The 18,677-nt window shown below is 42.7% G+C and carries 12 protein-coding genes; 7 read left to right on the top strand and 5 right to left on the bottom strand.

Annotated elements, in window-relative coordinates; genetic code table 11:
* Nucleotides 1-128 precede the first annotated feature (128 nt).
* Both C1E24_RS00220 and C1E24_RS00215 read right to left on the bottom strand, forming a co-directional pair.
* Nucleotides 129-3,278 carry an efflux RND transporter permease subunit gene (locus C1E24_RS00220; protein WP_138477667.1) on the bottom strand — a complete coding sequence of 1,050 codons (3,150 nt, stop codon included), beginning with the start codon at nucleotides 3,276-3,278 and terminating at the stop codon, nucleotides 129-131.
* A 10-nt stretch (nucleotides 3,279-3,288) separates the two neighbouring features.
* A complete protein-coding gene (locus C1E24_RS00215; RefSeq protein ID WP_138477665.1) occupies nucleotides 3,289-4,449 on the bottom strand; it encodes an efflux RND transporter periplasmic adaptor subunit in 1,161 nt (386 codons plus the stop codon).
* A 281-nt stretch (nucleotides 4,450-4,730) separates the two neighbouring features.
* Here C1E24_RS00215 and C1E24_RS00210 point away from each other — a divergent pair, with 281 nt between their 5' ends.
* On the top strand, nucleotides 4,731-7,247 hold the full coding sequence (locus C1E24_RS00210; protein WP_138477663.1) for a zinc-dependent metalloprotease: 2,517 nt from the start codon (nucleotides 4,731-4,733) through the stop codon (nucleotides 7,245-7,247).
* Nucleotides 7,248-7,501: 254 nt separating this feature from the next.
* Here the strand turns inward: C1E24_RS00210 and C1E24_RS00205 are convergent, their stop codons facing one another.
* Nucleotides 7,502-7,789 carry a hypothetical protein gene (locus C1E24_RS00205; protein WP_138477661.1) on the bottom strand — a complete coding sequence of 96 codons (288 nt, stop codon included), beginning with the start codon at nucleotides 7,787-7,789 and terminating at the stop codon, nucleotides 7,502-7,504.
* Nucleotides 7,790-8,067: 278 nt separating this feature from the next.
* Between C1E24_RS00205 and C1E24_RS00200 the strand changes: the two genes are divergently transcribed.
* The 5 genes from C1E24_RS00200 (at nucleotide 8,068) to C1E24_RS00180 (ending at nucleotide 15,107) form a co-directional block, all read left to right on the top strand.
* Nucleotides 8,068-9,324 carry an HlyD family secretion protein gene (locus tag C1E24_RS00200; RefSeq protein WP_138477659.1) on the top strand — a complete coding sequence of 419 codons (1,257 nt, stop codon included), beginning with the start codon at nucleotides 8,068-8,070 and terminating at the stop codon, nucleotides 9,322-9,324.
* Between the two features lie 9 nt (nucleotides 9,325-9,333).
* On the top strand, nucleotides 9,334-10,026 hold the full coding sequence (locus tag C1E24_RS00195) for an ABC transporter ATP-binding protein (protein ID WP_138477657.1): 693 nt from the start codon (nucleotides 9,334-9,336) through the stop codon (nucleotides 10,024-10,026).
* Nucleotides 10,023-12,485, top strand: a complete 2,463-nt coding sequence (locus C1E24_RS00190) for an ABC transporter permease (protein WP_138477655.1) — start codon at nucleotides 10,023-10,025, stop codon at nucleotides 12,483-12,485. The genes C1E24_RS00195 and C1E24_RS00190 overlap by 4 nt, the downstream gene beginning before the upstream one ends.
* 66 nt (nucleotides 12,486-12,551) lie before the next feature.
* Entirely contained in the window at nucleotides 12,552-13,880 is a 1,329-nt protein-coding gene (locus tag C1E24_RS00185) for a sigma-54-dependent transcriptional regulator (protein ID WP_138477653.1), read from the top strand.
* Between the two features lie 3 nt (nucleotides 13,881-13,883).
* Complete coding sequence (locus C1E24_RS00180; RefSeq protein ID WP_138477651.1) at nucleotides 13,884-15,107, top strand: sensor histidine kinase; 1,224 nt, start codon at nucleotides 13,884-13,886, stop codon at nucleotides 15,105-15,107.
* 18 nt (nucleotides 15,108-15,125) lie between these two features.
* On the opposite strand, the gene C1E24_RS00175 is transcribed toward C1E24_RS00180, so the two are convergent.
* On the bottom strand, nucleotides 15,126-15,737 hold the full coding sequence (locus C1E24_RS00175; protein WP_138477649.1) for a PQ-loop domain-containing transporter: 612 nt from the start codon (nucleotides 15,735-15,737) through the stop codon (nucleotides 15,126-15,128).
* 199 nt (nucleotides 15,738-15,936) lie between these two features.
* On the opposite strand from C1E24_RS00175, the gene C1E24_RS00170 reads away from it, so the two are divergent.
* Nucleotides 15,937-17,103: a tetratricopeptide repeat protein gene (locus C1E24_RS00170; protein ID WP_138477647.1), complete on the top strand. Its 1,167-nt coding sequence runs from the start codon at nucleotides 15,937-15,939 to the stop codon at nucleotides 17,101-17,103.
* Nucleotides 17,104-17,194: 91 nt separating this feature from the next.
* Here the strand turns inward: C1E24_RS00170 and C1E24_RS00165 are convergent, their stop codons facing one another.
* A complete protein-coding gene (locus C1E24_RS00165) occupies nucleotides 17,195-18,610 on the bottom strand; it encodes a sensor histidine kinase (protein WP_138477644.1) in 1,416 nt (471 codons plus the stop codon).
* Between the last annotated feature and the right edge of the window lie 67 nt (nucleotides 18,611-18,677).

Below are 18,677 nucleotides of genomic sequence, written 5' to 3'. Positions count from 1 at the left end.
CTAGCGACACCCCAAACTCAACCTTTTAACTACAAAATAAAAAACAACTACTACTTTTGTACATAAACTCATATTCTAAATAAAAAAGGCCAGCATATGCTGGCCTAGATACTCTCTAAAATAAGATATTAGATATTTTGTACCTTACCTTTAGGTTTAATCGCATTACCAGCACGCTTAATCAAACTTCCACCCTTACCGAATATATTACGAATATCAGTCAGTATGATATACAGACACGGTACCAGTAATAGTGTGATTAATGTCGCAAATACAACGGCAAAGCCCAGAGACACGGCCATTGGAATTACAAACATTGCCTGTAAGCTGGTTTCAAACATGATCGGCAATACGCCCACAAAAGTTGTGATTGATGTAAGCGTGATCGCACGGAATCTTGCACAACCGGCTTCAATAACCGCTTCTTTTAATGAATGACCCGCTTTACGAGATTGGTTTACAAAATCCGTCATTACCAGCGAGTCATTGATAACAACCCCCGCTGCGGCAATGATCCCGTAAAGTGACATCAGACTTAAATCTAAGCCAAATGCTAAGTGACCCCATAACGCACCGACCAAGCTAAACGGAATAACTGACATAACAATCAGTGGCTGAGAGTAACTCTTAAGCGGAATTGCCAATAAGATATAAACTAATAGCATACCAATAATAAAGAATACGATTTGCTCATTCGTTTGTGCTTGCTGCTCTTCAATCGCACCACCTAGCTTAGTTTTAACAGACGGGAATGCCTTAATAAGCTCAGGTAATATTTCATCATCAATGCGTTTAGTAACAGCATTAGGCTCTACAACCTCTTCATCGATGTTACCGTACACATACACAGTGCGGTAACCGTCTTCACGACGAATATAACTGATACCCGGTTTTTCAGAGATCTCAACAACATCACCTAGCATCACTTCACGACCTTGCGGCGTTTTGATCACGGTGTGTTTTAATGAAGAATACGCTTCACGAGTCAGTTTCGGGTAGCGCACCATTACACGAACTTCTTCACCGTTACGGATCACACGCTGCGCTTCACCACCGTAGAAGCTTGCACCTACTTGAGAACCAATATCTCGTAAAGTTAGCCCCAGCTCATAAGCAACAGGTTTAAGCGCTAGCTGGATCTCTTTACTTGCAGGGTCAATGGTTGAACTCACATCAAAGATGCCTTTTTCAGTTTGTAGCATGCTGATTAATTGGCGACCCGCCGCATTCAGCGTATCTATGTCAGAACCAAATAATAGGTAACCGAAATCACCGTTACTACCCATGTTTATCACTTCATCGTCGATTTGGATTGACTTCATGCCTGCAATTTCAGGCAGTTGTTCACGCCAACGACGCGTTAATTCAAAGGTATTAAACGGACGGTCTTCTTCATCAACAAGTGGCGCAAGTAAACGGCCTTCAGTGCGACCTTGGTTAAATACCATGACATCACGTAACATAGATGCGCCATACTCTTGCTGAATTTGCTTGTCTACATTCAGCACCACAGCTTCAAGTTTTCTAATCGCCTCAATGGTCTGTTCATCAGACACATTGTCATTCATGGTGATATTAATACTTGGGAAATCATGTGGGATCTTTGGTAAGAACAAGGTACGCAACATACCACTGCTGCTCAAAGCAATACTTGCGATGAACATACCAACAAAAGCACATAACACAGTCCAGCGCCACTCTACACAGAGTTTCACAAAACGACGATAAGGCCCATTCACAAAACCAAAGAACTTAGTATTAAACTTATGACGCCAGCTATCTTCTTTTAATGGCTTAAACTTAATCGCAGCGATATGCGCAGGCAAGATCAGTTTAGATTCAATCAAGCTAAAGAACAGACACAGCAAAACTACACCGGCGATATTAATGAAGTTGGCACTCTCAGGCCCTGTCGAGAACATGAGTGGCGCAAATACAGCCATAGTTGTCAGTACACCAAAGGTTGCTGGCGTAGCAACGCGTTTTGCACCCACAATCACGTTGTGAACACCTGAGCCTTTTTTCTCTACCTCTGTGTAGGCACTCTCACCGATTACGATCGCATCGTCAACGACGATACCCAGTACCATGATAAAGGCAAACAATGAGGTCACATTAATGGTAATACCCAGTACTGGCATTAACATTACCGCACCCAAGAAACATACCGGAATACCGATGGTTACCCACATTGCTAGCTTAAATCGTAAAAACAAGAACAGCATTAAGGCCACTAAGAACATACCTTGTAATAAGTTGCTCTTCATCATGGTTAGACGACCATTTAAGTAATAAGTCATATCAACCAATGATTTAAGCTCAACACCCGCTGGTAGCTCTTGATTCTTCAACTCAATGAACTTCTTAACCGACTCGGCAACCGGTACCATGTTTTGCTCTTTGGTTGCCTTTACAGAAATAAATACAGCGTTCTTACCATTAAGCTTGAAGTAACGCTCACCTTCGGTAAATTCGTCTTTGATTTCTGCAATATCTCGCAGTAGTACTTTACCGCCATGCGCACCTATTTTTACCGGTAGCTGACGGAACTCGTCGCCATTATAAGACTGGTTTTCAATACGAACCGAGATGATGCCTGAGTCAGTACGTAACTGACCTGCTGAAAAGTTAGCCGAATAGTTACGAATGGTGCTTGCCACATCATTAATGGTTAAGCCATATTGACGGAGCATATCCGGTTTAATCTCAATGGCGATTTCGTCTAAAGGGACACTCACGTCCACCAATGACACATTGTTGAGTTGCAATAACTCATCCTCAATGCGCTTTGCCATCGGCTTTAATTCGGTCAACGGTAAATCAGCCGATAAAGTCATTTCTATGACTTGTTGCTGAAATTCAATTTGATTAATGGTGACCGGTTCCATCGCTGCAGGGAAAGTCGCAATACCATCGACACGCAATTTTACCTTGTCTAACACGTCAGTTAGTTCAACGTCTGGATCGATTTCTAATGTCGCGCTACCGCCATTTCGGTTTGCGCGGTACACACCTTCTTTGATTTCAGTGACATCTTTCAAGGCCTCTTCAATCTTCATCAGAATACTTTCTTCGATTTCTTGCGGTGAAGCACCCGGGTAGTTTGCCGCAACCGTAATGTAGTTAATCTCTACATTCGGAAACATCTGTCTTTGAATGGTGTTATAGGTGTACAAACCAATAATGATGATGAAAACCATCAATAAGTTGGCCGCCACCGAGTTTTTCGCAAACCAAGCAATTAAGCCTGTTTGCTTTTCAAGTTCAACTTGACTCATCTGCTACTCCTTAAAGCTTGTCTGTGGTTTCAGCTTTAGATGAATCTGAACCAGCAACTTTTACTGACATTCCTGTTTGCGGGTATTCAGGTAAAGTAGTCACTAATTTTTCGTTGTCTTTTAGACCTGTGCTCACGTAGAAGTACTCACCTTCTTCACGGATCACCTGCACCTTGCGAGATTCAAGTTGGCCTTCACTATTTAACAACCATACTGTGTTGTTATTGACCAAATCTTGCGGCAAGCGATAGATACTATTTAACGTTTTACCAGAAAAGTTTACTTGTACGTATGAGCCAAATTTCACTTGTGGCTGCTGCGTCTGTAATCCATATGGATCTGCAATTCTAACAACCAGATTGACCATACGTGTTGCTTTATCAACCACACCTAAATCACGGTGAATTTTTGCAGAGCGGGTAAAACCGTTTAAGCCCGTCTGAGTGATAGTCGCATCTAAGCCCTCAATACGTTCTGGTAAAAAAGCGCTGTCAAACCCTGCAACCGGAATGATCACTTCCGCATGCTCAATATTATTTAGCTGTGCAATACTGCTACCCATGCTGACAAACTGACCTAAGCCCACATCACGAGAAACAATTAACGCATCGTAAGGCGCAACTACATCACAGTTGTCTAAATCTCGTTGTGCACGCTTGAGTGCTGCTTTAGCTGACTTTAAAGCGGCTTGGGCACTCAGAAGTTGCGGTTTACGAAGGAATAAGTCGGTGTGTTTTTTACTTGGGAAACGTTTTGCTTCATCGGCTGCCACATCGGCAAGCGCCTGCTCTTCGATAAGTTTAGCTTCCGCGCGTGTTACTTCTGCCTCTGCTTGCAAGACAGCCGCTTCATAATTGTCTTTTTCAATGCTCAGTAACACTTCGCCTTTGGCGACGATGCCACCGGTTACGAAGTTGTCGTGCCAAGCGACTACTTCGCCTGAAACCTGAGCTGAAAGCCTAGTACTTTCAAAAGGTTGAACTTCACCATAGCTGTTAATGACAACTTGATGGTCAAGTGCTGAAACCGCTTCTACAGCAACAACAGGTCTGGTATCTACCTGCTCCTTTGCATCCGGCTCATTTGCCAAAGCATTGATGCCCTGTGCGCCCATCATCCCAACAACAATAGCTGCGACAGGGAATATCCATTTTAGTACCTTCGTTTGCATAACGATTTCACCTATTAAAAAATTTTCTAGCCTTCTCTACTTTCTATACTAACAAGATTAATACCAAGAAAAATGTGACATTTGTAAGAATCTGTTACAGCTAATACGATGAATAGCAGGTGTTTGGTTTTACATACAATGTTACAAAATCAAAAACCATAAAAATCAAAACCTTAACAACATTCAAACTGACCCAACTATGTCATCAATCGCATCAATATGGCTTTATAAGTCATATTCGGTACACTAAAAAATCCAAAGAAAAATTAACAAGCGTACTTATGAAAAAAACTGCCCTTTCAATTGCGCTAGCACTGACTTTTGCTAGCCAAGCAGCCATTGCTGCCGATAAGAAAAAAGAAGATAAAAAAGAAAAGACCATTGCCAGTCTGATTGAAAACAAAACCGCATTCAAAGGCGTATTTGAGCTTTACCAAGATAAGAAAACAGGTGAGCACTTATTGGTTTTAGAAGAAAGCCAATTAAATACCCCTTTTGTTTATTTTGCACATACCGTTGACGGTGTAACGGATGCTGGCCATGTTCGTGGTAGCTACCGCGAAACTAAACTGATTGAATTTAGACAGCATTTCAACCGCATCGATATCATCAGTAAAACACCACGCTACCAGTTTGAAGAAAACACTGCGCTAGCACGTGCAAGCGAAGCAAACATCAGTGAAGCGGTACTGGCGAGTGTAAAAATTGAAAAACAAGAAGATGGTAAGATCGCATTTAAAGCCGACAAAATCTTCTTAAGTGAATCACTACACAAAGTATCGCCTTGGAAGCGCGCTGGTGATAAAAATGCTAGCAAACGCTTCAACGTGGGCAAGCTTGATAGCAAGAAATCTCGCATCATCAAACAGCGTCCATATTCAAACAACTTAGACATTGTTGTTGATTATGTGTTTAGCAACCCGAACCCAAGTGTGCGTGGTTCTGCTGCAGTAACAGATCCACGTTCTGTGTCTGTCAAAGTTCAACATAGCTTTGTAGCGCTACCTAAAAACGATTATCAGCCACGTAAAGACGACGCGCGCATTGGTTACTTCACAAACCAATTCGATGTGATGACATCACCTGATTGGACACCTTACAATGACGTGATCAAGCGTTGGGACTTAGTGAAAAAAGATCCAAATGCTGAATTATCTGAGCCTGTAGAGCCAATTGTGTGGTGGATTGAAAACACCACACCTGTTGAATGGCGTGACACAGTCCGTGACGGCGTATTGGCTTGGAACAGTGCATTCGAGAAAATCGGTTTCAAAAACGCATTAGTTGTAAAAGTGCAACCTGATGATGCAGAGTGGGATGCCGGGGACATTAACTACAATGTGCTACGTTGGACATCATCACCTCGCCCTCCTTTCGGCGGTTACGGTCCTGCACTTGCGCACCCATTAACGGGTGAGATTTTAGGTTCAGATATCATGCTTGAGTATGTGTTTATGAAGAACCGTTGGATCTACGACACACTTTACAGCCAAGGTGCAATGAGCCACAGCAATGCCGATTTAGCCGAACATGATGCGATGAACTGTTCATTAGGTCATGAGCTACAAGGCGAAATGATGACAGCCAGCCTATCAACGGGCAGCGATATCGAGCGTAAAGAAATGCTTCGCCAAGCCCTTGTGCAACTTATATTACACGAAGTGGGCCACACACTGGGTCTTAACCACAACATGAAGTCGTCTATCATCTGGGATGAAAACGAAGTACATGATAAGAACCTAACACAAGGTATCGTGACCGGTTCCGTAATGGATTATGCACCTGCGAACATTGCTCCGCTTGGTAAAAAACAAGGCGATATCTTCCAAACTCGTCCGGGTCCTTACGATGATTGGGCAATTGAATACGGCTACAGCGTTGCAGCAAGCACAACTGATGCAGAAGAAAAGCGCCTTGAAGCAATTCTATCTCGTTCAAACGATCCAAAACTAACATTTGGTAATGACGCAGACGATATGCGTGCACCAGGTCGTCATATTGATCCGCGTGTGATGATAGGTGACTTATCATCTAACCCAGTGGCTTATGGTGTTGACCGCATGGAGCTTATCGACAGCCTACTAGGCAAGCTAACTGATACAGCACGTGTACAAGGCGAATCACATCAACAGCTGTTAACCTCCGCAAATGTTCTATTCGGCCAATATAAGCGCCAAGCTGACGTGATCTCTCGTCAAATTGGTGGCGTGTATGTTGAACGTAACGTAGTAGGCACAGCTGATGATGTAAAACCATTCACACCGGTACCGCTGGCGCGCCAAAAAGAAGCGATGCAAGCACTAGCTGACAAAGTGTTTGCACCAAACGTATTGGCGAACATGCAGCCTCTGTATAACTTCATGCAGCAACAGCGTCGTGGCTTCAACCACTATGGTAAGAACGAAGATCCGAAAGCGCACAAAATGGTATTAGGCATGCAAAAGTCAGTGCTAAACCAACTGTTACACCCAAATGTGTTACAGCGTTTATCTGACACGGCACTATACGGTAATGAGTACGCGTTAAACGACTTTATGACTGATTTAACTGCTGGCATTTTTGTGAAGAGCAAAGAAGTAAACACATTCAGCCAAAACCTACAGGTTGAATATGTAAATCGCTTAATCAAAGCTGCAGGCCTTGGTAAACCAAGCCGATATGACAACCTTGCTAAAGCAGCAGCGTTATATCAGTTGCAACAAATTAATGACATGAGTGCACCTTGGGGCGCTGACACAGCGACTAAAGCACATCATGCTTACATTAAGCGCCTAATCGAGAAAGCATTAGACGCTTAATCACTCAGTTTGCATTGTGATGTTAAAAGGCCAGCGAAGTTTATGCTGGCCTTTTTATACCAATCCTCTTAATTAAATGATCTATTTTGAGGCAAGGAAAACTGCTCGATAGCAAGGCGAAAATTTTGCAATTTAGTTGTTCTAAATAAAAAATTTCTAACGAAGCTAGCGTCAGTTTTAGTCCCTCAAAATGATTGAGTATTATTGAGGGTTGGTATCACTTATATGCTCTAAATAATCTGCAGCTTCAACAACTACATTTTACTGGCTTCGATCGGTTGAATAGCCACTATGCCTTGACTTCGAATGGTCACATTAAAACGCTTTTGCCCACACTCAAGTGGATAAACGCCATCTTCTAGCCCTTTATTGGCCAAGCTGTTTAACGCCGCAGCAAGCAACATGGTGTCATCTTCAGTCTGCTCGCCGCGTTTCGCCATATATGCCATGCCTTGTTGCATCGCTTTTTCAACTACAATACCCGCCACTTTTTTGCTGGCCTGCTGTTTAAACAATTTAAAAAGTAAGGTCTTAATCAACACGAACATTTCACCCCAATCTTGGTAATAATTTAACTCATCCTAATATAGCGGTTAGTCCCAATATTCGAAAATCATAATCAATTTAAAATGCAACAAGGTGTAAATACCCGACTATTAAATCAGATGTTGCCCGAAATCGAACACCCTTGTTCGCTACCGCACACACGCCACCTAAAAATCACTCACAAAAAACCGCAAGAGATTGATAATTAATGATTTTGATTTTTGGCACAAGACTTCCTTAACCTTTAGCATAGTTACTTATATGCAGGTTTTACATGGATATTTCGACAACCACTCAACGCAATCCCAAACAACATAAATATGTTTGGCTAACCGCGGGTTTAATGACTTTTGCATTGCTAATTTTCTGGCTAAATAGCCCGTCAATACCAACTTTAAAGACCGCTGAGCTCGAAACCGCCACAGTTCAGCAAGGCCCGCTTGATATTAAAATTCCTGTGCTCGGAGAATATGCTTCACGCTACGAGCGCTTGATCAGTGCGCCCGAAACCGCACAGGTTACAGAAATCTTTATACGTGCAGGTGCAGAGGTCACACCCACTAGCATCATCGCGAAGTTAAGTAATCCAGACCTTGATCAACAGCTCTTTGAAAGCCAGTCACAACTAGAACGTATGCATTCAGAATTCGCGGCATTTAAATTACAAAAGCAAAACGAACAACTGAACTTTCAAGCCGATCTGGCCGATATGCAAAGCCAAATTCAGGCTGCACAGCTCGATGTAGATGTAAACCAGAGACTCGCGCAACAAGGGATCGCCGCCAAGATAGAACTAGAACGTGCTGAACTACGTTTATCGCAACTGCAGAAACGATTGCAGTTCGCGCAATATCGTTTCGAAAAGCAGCAAGAAATGCACAAACTTGAACTTGAGCAACAACAAATACAGCTTAATCAACAGCAAAAACAAGTGACACTCATCGCCAATAAAGTGGCAAACCTCACCGTCACAGCAGGCATCGAAGGTACTTTACAGCAGCTCGATATTGAACTTGGGCAACGCGTATCTCAAGGTCAGGCCATGGCACGTGTTGGCTCTAAGTCTCAGTTAATGGCGCGAATTAATATTCCCCAACGTCTTGCTGAACGCGTACAACTGGGCGCGCAAGTTAACTTAAAACATCAACAAGGGGCATTTTCGGGCACTGTACAACAACTCGGCTCAGTGGTTGAAAACGGCTTTATCATTGCCGAAGTGCACTTTACTGAAGGCGCGCCCGCTAACTTACGCCCTGCACAGCCAGTTAATGCCTTAGTGTTTTTAGAACACCTTGAAAATGCGCTCTATATCGCACAGCGCCCGGGCCTCTCGCCTTTAGGCACGCAACCGCTTTACAAAAAAACAGCTCAGCAAGCACAGCTTACACAAACACAAGTTCGCTTTGGTGAGCTGAGCGAACAATACCTTCTCATTCACTCAGGCCTAAAAGTCGGTGACATAGTTATCACATCTGATCTCAGTCAGTGGCATAATTTCAGTCAGCTTGCGCTTGATAACGACAAACTATAAGGAACGCACATGAAAACTTTAGTGACCATTAACAACATCAACAAAATCTATCAGCAAGGACAAGTAAACACGCATGCGTTGCAAGATGTGTCGTTACACATTCAAGAAGGCGAATTCATTGCTATTTCTGGTCCTTCAGGCTGTGGTAAATCGACATTACTCAGTATTTTAGGGTTACTTGATACCGCATCTGACGGTCAGTATGTGTTGGCAGACATAGACACAAAAACCCTCAACGTCGATCAGCGTTCGCAAGTCAGAAATAAGCATATTGGCTATGTATTCCAGTCATTTAATTTGATCGATAGCTTAACTGTATTCGAAAACGTGGCATTGCCCCTTGAACATCGTGGCGCGAGCAAAAAAGACATTAAATCCGCCGTAGAAAAACAACTTGCCGCCGTTAATATGACAGGTCGCTTAGATCACACACCAAGCCAGCTTTCTGGCGGACAACAGCAGCGTGTTGCGATTGCACGTGCTTTAGTGGGTGAACCTGATCTGCTACTGGTGGATGAGCCAACAGGTAACCTAGACAGTCAAAATGGTGATGCCGTGATGCAGCTGTTATTAGAGCTCAACCGCCAAGGTACCACCATTGTGATGGTGACACACGACGAACGTTATAGTCGTATGGCGAAACGCCAAATTCGTTTATTTGATGGCAAAGTCTTAGTCGAGCAACAGGAGGCGGTAGCATGAGTATTTACCAACGCGCGCTGAAACATGGGGTGCAAAGGCTGATCACAAAACCAAGATTAGCCCTGCCTGTGCTAATAACATTAAGTTTAACCTTAGCCGCCGTACTCACAGTCGTTGCTATGAGTAGCAATCTAATTTTTAAGCCTTTGCCAGACATCAAAGACGAGCAAAATATTTATCATGTTGATAGGCAGGTTCAAGTCTCAGAAGACTTTAAAATCTCAATTTTTAACCGCCACGGTGCCGCTGAATTTGCCGAATATTATAAGCAGTTTGGTGAGGTTGCAACCTTGCATGCCCGCGCCAATTTTGTACAGGTCAACGATCAAAACCTTGCCATTACTAAGCTCACTGCTTCAAATAACTTTCAAACGGTGATCGCCAATACGCCATTATTAGTTGGTGAAATGCCAAGCTTAAGTAATCAAGAGGGTGCAGTGTGGATATCTGAGAGCTTGTGGCGTAACGCCTTTGCCAGCAGCGCGAATGTGGTCGGTCGACAATTAGAATTAGAGGGAAACCAGTTGCTTATTCGTGGAGTATTCGCTGATTTTCGCTCGTTTTATAGTATGGATGATATCGTTTCGCAGCAAACGTGGCAGTTCTTTGATTTAGCGAGTCACTTAGCTGATACCCCGTCGAACCAATTTGGCGGCTCAAATAAACTCTTCATTAAAACGCAAAATCAAGTATTTACCGAAGAAATGCTCACCCAATTTTGGCAGCATTTATTCGCAAAATACGAAACTGAATTAGCAAGCTACAAAGGCATGCTAGAGCAAATGGGCACATCTAGCAAAGTTGAACTTTATCGCGCACATTTAATGAAAGATCAAAACACACTGATTGTTTTTCTATTTATCTCAGTGTCTGCATTACTGTTCATGGCGAGCTTAAACTTATTCAACTTGTTCTTGTCTCACTATCAACAGCGCGAGCAAGAGTTTGCCACGCACCTATGCCTCGGCTCTCCGAGAAAGCGCTTATTTATCATTGCCTTTTTAGAAAGTCTACCCCTGTTCTTATTCTCTGCACTCATTGGCCTGTTTGCCTGTGCTTGGCTTATTCGTGCCCTACCTATCATCAGTGGTGGCAATATCGAAATGCTTTCACTGGTAAATTTAGATCTTGTGACTGTGAGTATGGCCATCTTCATTGTCTTGATCATCAATGCTGTTTTCTCTCTGTCTGCCATATTTCAGTGCGACTCGACGGCGCTGAATCAACATATCAATACCTCTAACAAAGGGGTGAATGCTGGCAAAATGAGCCCGCTGACAAAAGCTTTATTTATCGCACAACTAAGCTCAGCCGCATTGATCATGACAGGTACAGCCCTCTTGGCCGAAGCCACTTACAACAAGGTGAACGTCGATTTAGGTTTTACACCAGGCAATACCATGATGGTAAAAGTTGATTTCGAGGGACAAGGTGACCCACTACCTTCAGAAGAACAGCTAAGACGTGCTGAAGAGCAGCGTCTTCACTTAGAGATTCTAGATATCAAAGCACAGTTATCGTCAGCAGCTCAAAACGTTCAACCTCAACTCAAAATTCTCGACTCTCAAAGTGAACCATTTGGTTCAAATATGATGATTTCGATGAATTTCGATGAAGATACTAACGAACAAATCACATATATGTACAAAAACATTGGCGCAGATTATGTCGACGCGTTTGGGTTAAAGTTACTAGCGGGTCGCAACATAACAGCAGAAGAACAAACTTCATTAGCGCAAGTCGCCATTATTAATGAACCTTTAGCATTGCAATTATCTCAGGATGGTACGATTGAATCAGCCATTGGCAAACAAATAGGTACCTTGCAAATCATTGGTGTGATTGCCGACCACTTCAGTCTTGTCAGCAAAGGGCTAGGCTACCCAACCCTAATGGCACCTATTATAAATACTGCAAATACCGGAGTTTACATCATGATGCAGTTGCCTGAAGGGCACACCTTCAAGCAATCAGAGCTGAAAACCGCCATGTTAAGTGCACATCCAAAGGTAAAACAATTACACTTTGACTCACTGGCGTCAATTTGGGACAAACATATCGAGCAAGATCGCATTCGCTTTTACTTTATTTCAGGTTTATGCGTATTAACCTTGTTACTGGCTTTTGTCGGCTCAAATGCCATGGCGGTTGGCTTTAGTGAGTTAAAGCGTTTTGAACTGGCCATCAGAATGGCAACGGGGGCAACCCGAGTATCATTACTGAAGCGCACTTTGCAAAGCATCACGCCTTTATTACTGATTGCCGCAGGCATTGCCATTGCGTTATCAAGTATTAGCTACGGCGTGGTTCAACAAAACCACAGTAGTCTGCCAGCACTTTCTTGGACGGCACTGGGCTTGTTTGGTTTTGCCTTGCTTGCTATCGTACTCTCAGCCATTACTTGGGTTGTTTGGCGTATTATCAATGCCGACCCGATGCGCGCACTAAGAGAGTTATAATACCAACTCTCTTAATCAAGGACCGGGCGGCTATGGTAGCCGCCCTAGAAAGAAGTACATATATTCATGCCCATATCGAAGCCCTGCATTTTAATTGTCGATGATCATGACGACATACGTTTCGCGCTCAGTTTATTACTCGAGCAAGCCGGTTTCCGTGTTGTTGAAGCCGAAAACCCATTTGCCTGCCAACAAGTATTAACGCGTCTGACCCCCGACTTAATTTTGCTTGATATGAACTTCTCTCGTGATACCACTTCAGGCCAAGAAGGCCTCGCCTTACTGCCGGAGCTTACCGCACTGAATATTCCGGTCATCTTAATGACCGCGTGGGCAAACATTGAACTTGCCGTAAAAGGCATGCAACTCGGCGCAAAAGACTTTGTTGAAAAGCCGTGGCGTAAAGATGCCTTATTGGCACAGATCGCTCGACATATTGAACCTACCAAAGTGCGAAGTGACAGCGCTTCGGCTTGGATCGCACACTCTGAGAAAATGCAGCAAATTGAGCAATTGGTTCACCAACTGGCACAAACAGACGCAAATTTACTGATTTTAGGTGAAAACGGCACAGGAAAGTCACAACTAGCGCAGCGTATTCACCAACTCAGCCACCGTCGCCAAGCTCCCTTAATCAACTTAAATATGGCGGCCATCACAGATAACTTGTTCGAAAGCGAGCTATTCGGTCATCAAAAAGGTGCTTTTACCGATGCCAAGACAAACCGTTTAGGGGCATTTAGCCAAGCCCAGTCGGGTAGCTTATTTATGGATGAAATAGGGGCACTGCCCATTCATTTACAACCCAAATTACTACAAGTATTAGAAACTGGGCAATTTACGCCACTGGGCGCGAGTGCGCCAAGCAAAGTTGATGTGCGCTTAATTGCAGCAACCAATCAGGATATTCCGCAAGCCATTGCTAAACAGCAATTTCGTCAAGACTTATATTATCGGCTCAATACCTTTGTTATCACCTTGCCACCACTGCGAGCCAGACAAGCGGATATTTTGCCTCTTGCCGAATACTTCATTGATAAATACAGTCAAAAATATAATAAGACTCGACCGACTCTCGACCAAACTGCCAGCCAGCGACTACTTTCGCATGACTGGCCGGGCAACGTCAGAGAGTTAAGCCACACCCTTGAACGCGCAGTGCTTATCTGTCAAAACGAGTCCATTGATGATACCCACTTGTTGATTGAAACGACGCATTCAGAGCAAACCTCTGAAGTGCCAGCAATGACCTTAGAAGCACTCGAAAAACAGCGTATTCTGGATGTGCTTGCTGCGAATGAGTCGCAGATCAGTGCCTCTGCCAAGGTATTGGGTATTTCACGTAATGCGCTTTATCGTCGCTTAGAAAAATATCAAATCGATTTGCCAGAGTAAGCCATGAGACATACTCAAACTTTCAAAGTAAAAGCGCTCTTAACTGCTTGTGTACTGCTATTACTCACTTTGAGCAGTGCTTTACTTTATACATGGAGCAGCGATGCTTTACTCACTGCCAGCGTATTTTCTGTCTTAGCTTACTTGTTTAGTTACATGGCCTACCGCATATATTTAGCTTGGTTTGAGCCCATAAAACAACTACAAGCCTTTGTGAATGCTAAACAACAAGGGCAAACCAATCTCAGTTTAAATTTTACCGATCACAGCACCCCCATCGCGCAACTCGGCATGCAACTGAGCAATCTATTTCATCAAGATGAAGCACAGCAACAACCATTATTTTTTTCACTGCTGCAAAGCTGGCCAACACCGATTGCGGTATTCGATGAGCATCAAAAGCTGTGCTTTTTTAACCACAGCATGCATCAAGCAATAAACCAGCCGTTACTAACCGGCATGTCACAAGCTGATACTGGGTTTAAGATCACACAAAATAATGTTTGTCATACTGATTTCAACCAACAATGGCAATTACAGCTATTTAAGCTCAAAGAGCAAGGTTACACGCTGGTAAGCGCTTTGTTTATAGGTGAGCAATTACAAAAAGCCAAGCGCCAGAGCCAAGCCGATTTAATTCGTATTTTGTCTCACGAGCTCACTAATTCACTGACCCCTATGAGCTCGATGACTGAGACTTTATTAGAGTACGATCCACTGCCTGAGTCACAAACTCGCCAAGCTCTGACTCGAGTCAAAAACCGCAGCGAGTCACTGCTGAGCTTTATAAAAAGTTACGCTAGCCTCAGTCGGTTACCAGAGCCCCATGCCCAACACTTCGATTTACAAGGTGTCGTTCAAGCGTGCGCAGATGAGCAAAATGTTGAGCTGTACTACTCTGGCGCCAGTAATTTAATTGCTGATGCAATACAAATAGAACAAGTGCTGATTAACTTAATTAAGAATGCCAAAGAAGCGGCCGAGTCAGACGCAAAAGTCACCATACAAAATCAAGTCATAGGCAGTTGGCAACAGATCACAGTCTGCGATAACGGTCCGGGTTTTGCCAATTTAAACAATGCACTCACACCGCTTTACACCACCAAGCCATCAGGACATGGGCTTGGTCTGACTATCTGCCAAGACATCATAGAGAGACATAGTGGTGAGCTCTCTTTGAGTAACCACCAAGACGGTGCAAAAGTGACAATACGCTTGCCACTTTGACCTTTATTATGCGGGAGGTTAGGCCAGTGCCGGGCGACGATAGTAATGAATACACGCCAGCTGCGCAGCATTGGTCAGTAAGATCATCACAAACGTGAGTACATGCGCCACACTCACTTGCGCCATATGTAACTCTGCACTCAACCCGGTTAAACCAGCAATTAACTGCAGCGAAAAGTAGCGAGCACTCAAGTTCGACACATCTCCACTTTTAATCGTTTTATAAGTTTGTGGCATAACTCTGACTGAGCTCATCACTAAACCCACATAGGTTAGGCCATTTAACAAACTTGCCGCATCGGTATTGGGTAATAATAACAGCCCAAAAGGCAGTACCGAGCACAGCAGCATTATCGCCAGCTGTCTACGTTGCTTTTCATCTGAGTTATAGCGCACAAAGTAATATAAGATCAGCGCACTCAAAGCACCGGTCACCACAAATGGCAACACCATAAACAAGCGGTCAAAAAACAAATTGTAAGCAATAAAGTAACTACTCTGTGCCACACCAAAACTCATCATCATCAGTGACAGCCCTGACACACTGCGGTTACGGCGTACTTTATTAATTAGAGGCCAAAAGCTAAAGACTAAAATGAGGGATGAGACGATCGGCAAATAGTCGAACAACGCAGGCTCCTGTAACGATATTGTGAACAAGTAAAAAAGGCGTAACCATCAATAAAACACGATGTAAAACACTGGTTTTTATTGATAATTGAAAGAGGGCGCGCATTTTAGTGAATAACTTTACAAATACAAGCATACGAGGTAAGAATAGAAATTGAGCAGTGCAAAGCTAAATTGACAGATAACAAGGAGCTGTATTTTGCGTTATTTAATTATGTTTCTTTTCATCACTTTTATTTTTACTGGGTGTAACACGACGCCAGCACCTAAACCCGAAAAAGAATCTACCCCTTCTCCCCTAACACTTGTAAACCCTAATTTATTCAAGCTTATATCCGTACCTAGCGAAGAAGAGATATTCGCACTTCCAAAAGCTGAAAAGTCGAAGTTTCTGGCCGAGTATAATGAATATATTTCTCAAGGGCTCAGAGCTGACAAAGCTATTGAGAGATACTTAGACAGAACAATGGGTTACTTCTCATATGACGGAGAGACCTTAACTGCAAGCGAGTCTCAGAGTAAACAACAAGGAAACTGTGTTAGCCTAGCTATCTTAACCCAAGCCTACGCGAACGTCGCAGGTGTAGAGACTGGCTTTAGAGAAGTATCTACATATCCTATTTTCAAAAAAGAACAAGATCTTCTTATTGTCTCTACGCACTTCAATACTAAACTTTATGCCCCCAAAGATTCAGAAGAAAAAGATAAGGATTGGATTCAAATTTTAAGAGCTGGCACAGTTGTAGATTATTTCCCCCAACAAAATACGTTTTATCTTGGCAATGCGACATACTCAAGCCTTCTGTCTAAGTATTATTCTAACTTGGCTACAAATGCGCTGATAGATGAACACTTTGATTTAAGCTACTCACTCATCAATGAAGCTCTAAAGTTCACACCTAAAAACCCTGAGCTAATTAACCTATTAGCCATTTTGCACCGCCGCGCAGGAGATACCAAAACAGCTGAACAGCTTTTTCAATTTGCTATACAGCATAATTTAACAAGTAGTAATCTCATTGCGTCATATCGATTTTTAGCCGCTCAACAGAGTAATACCGATTTAGTTGAAAGACTTAATGAAGAACTTGAAAAAGCAGCCAAAACGCCATTTGATTTCTTGCTAATTGCAAAACAAAGCTTAGAAAAGAAACACTTTGGAAAAGCAAAGAAAACCCTAAATAAAATCATTGAACAACACCCTTATCTACCTGAACCTTACTTCGAATTAGCCAAGACCCACTATCTACAAAATGATCATGACCTCGCAAAAGAAGCTTTAGAAAAAGCCATCAAAATGTCTGACTCTCAAGAAAAAACCGGGATATACGAAGCGAAATTAAAATCACTGGAGCTTATGCTTTAGTATTCTATAATCAAAAAGCCCAGCAATTGCTGGGCTTGCAGAGTTTAAAGAAACTTATAATAAATAAGACTGTTCAATTAAGCATATATGCTTAAGAGGTCGTTTGGGGTTCACAACTCACATTCTCTGCGCAACCCCTGTTAAACAATATATCTGGTAATGAAATCGTAAATTGACTACCTACCCCTTCTTTTGAAGAGACACTTAAGCTTCCACCTAATTGCTTTTTCAGTAAATTATAAGAAATTGATAAACCCAGACCGGTATTACCGTCATGCCTTTTAGTAGTAAAGAAAGGATTAAATATATGCGCTAAGTGCTGCTCACTAATGCCTTTGCCATTATCATTAAAATGAATATTTATATGGTCCATTGATTTTTCGACTAGCACTTCTAACTTTTTCTCTGGCTGATCGGCCTTAAACGCATGTTCAATGGCATTATTTACAAGATTCGAGATGACTTGCGCCAGTAAGCCGGGGTAAGTTAAGCGTTCGTGACAACTTGCAATGTGATACTCAACCTGCACTTTGTGTTTTTTCAGCTTAGGGCTAAGCGTATTTAATACTTGCCCAATGTACTCTTCTATTATGACTTTTTCACGAGTGGGATTAATTTGGTTGGCCGAGACGTTTCTAAAATCATTCATTAGATGCGCGGATCTATCAAGGTTTGCTAATACTATTTTGAGCGCGTCACTAGAATCACTCAGAAAATCACTTAGCATTGGCCTGGTCAATGTCTTATTCTCTAGGTTTATACTGACTGCACTCATTTTTTCAGCACATAAACTCGCCGCGGTTATCGCAACACCTAAAGGCGTATTAACTTCATGGGCTATGCCAGCGACCATCTCTCCAAGTGCAGCCAGTTTTTTACTTTCGGCGAGCTCTTCTTGCGCTTGCTTAAGTTCAAAAATGGTGGCTTCTAATTCTTTTGTGCGCTTTTTCACAATACTGTCGAGCTCTGCATTAAGGTCGCGTAACGCTTCTTCATATTGCAAACTACGGTGTGCATTGTTCGCCCGTCCATACAGCTCAGCCAAAGTAGATACAAATATCAGTTCATCATCTTGCCAATGCTTGAGGTGCTCACCTTGATGTTCACAGCAAATGATATCGATCATTTTACCTTTTCGGCGTATTGGTACATCTAGCATAGAAGCAATGTTACGAGGTTTTAAATAGACCTCAGAAAATTCAAAAGTGATTTTATCGTTCACCGCATCAGCTGCAGCGATGATCCTCTCGTTATCTAGATTCTGGAAGTAAATAGGAAATGCTTGGCGGCTCAAAAAGAAGTTATCGAATGTTTGAAATTCACCATTATCAATCAGGAGGTGACATTTTGCGCCGCTTTCATCTACTGACCACATAGAGGTGCGTGATATATCTAACCCTTTACAGCATGCTTGAATGATTAAACTACCAGCCGTTTTAAGATCGCCACTATCAATTTCTGGGCTTTGGCTAATTTCAAATAATATTGCTTCGAGTGACTTATCCATACCGTTATTGCTAGATTAGTTCCTTTATCGCAATAGTATAATTCAAGCAGCCCCCTTTTTTGGAAAC

Source organism: Pseudoalteromonas phenolica (genome assembly GCF_005876835.1).
GTDB lineage: Bacteria > Pseudomonadota > Gammaproteobacteria > Enterobacterales > Alteromonadaceae > Pseudoalteromonas > Pseudoalteromonas phenolica_B.
The sequence above is the reverse complement of the archived record's forward strand: the minus strand, read 5'-3'. Positions and strand labels throughout refer to the sequence as shown.

Excerpts from the sequence above, each read along its gene's own strand:
- C1E24_RS00220 (WP_138477667.1), bottom strand. The coding sequence starts at position 3,278 with ATGAGTCAAGTTGAACTTGAAAAGCAAACAGGCTTAATTGCTTGGTTT.
- C1E24_RS00215 (WP_138477665.1), bottom strand. The coding sequence starts at position 4,449 with ATGCAAACGAAGGTACTAAAATGGATATTCCCTGTCGCAGCTATTGTT.
- C1E24_RS00210 (WP_138477663.1), top strand. The coding sequence starts at position 4,731 with ATGAAAAAAACTGCCCTTTCAATTGCGCTAGCACTGACTTTTGCTAGC.
- C1E24_RS00200 (WP_138477659.1), top strand. The coding sequence starts at position 8,068 with ATGGATATTTCGACAACCACTCAACGCAATCCCAAACAACATAAATAT.
- C1E24_RS00195 (WP_138477657.1), top strand. The coding sequence starts at position 9,334 with ATGAAAACTTTAGTGACCATTAACAACATCAACAAAATCTATCAGCAA.
- C1E24_RS00190 (WP_138477655.1), top strand. The coding sequence starts at position 10,023 with ATGAGTATTTACCAACGCGCGCTGAAACATGGGGTGCAAAGGCTGATC.
- C1E24_RS00185 (WP_138477653.1), top strand. The coding sequence starts at position 12,552 with ATGCCCATATCGAAGCCCTGCATTTTAATTGTCGATGATCATGACGAC.
- C1E24_RS00180 (WP_138477651.1), top strand. The coding sequence starts at position 13,884 with ATGAGACATACTCAAACTTTCAAAGTAAAAGCGCTCTTAACTGCTTGT.
- C1E24_RS00165 (WP_138477644.1), bottom strand. The coding sequence starts at position 18,610 with ATGGATAAGTCACTCGAAGCAATATTATTTGAAATTAGCCAAAGCCCA.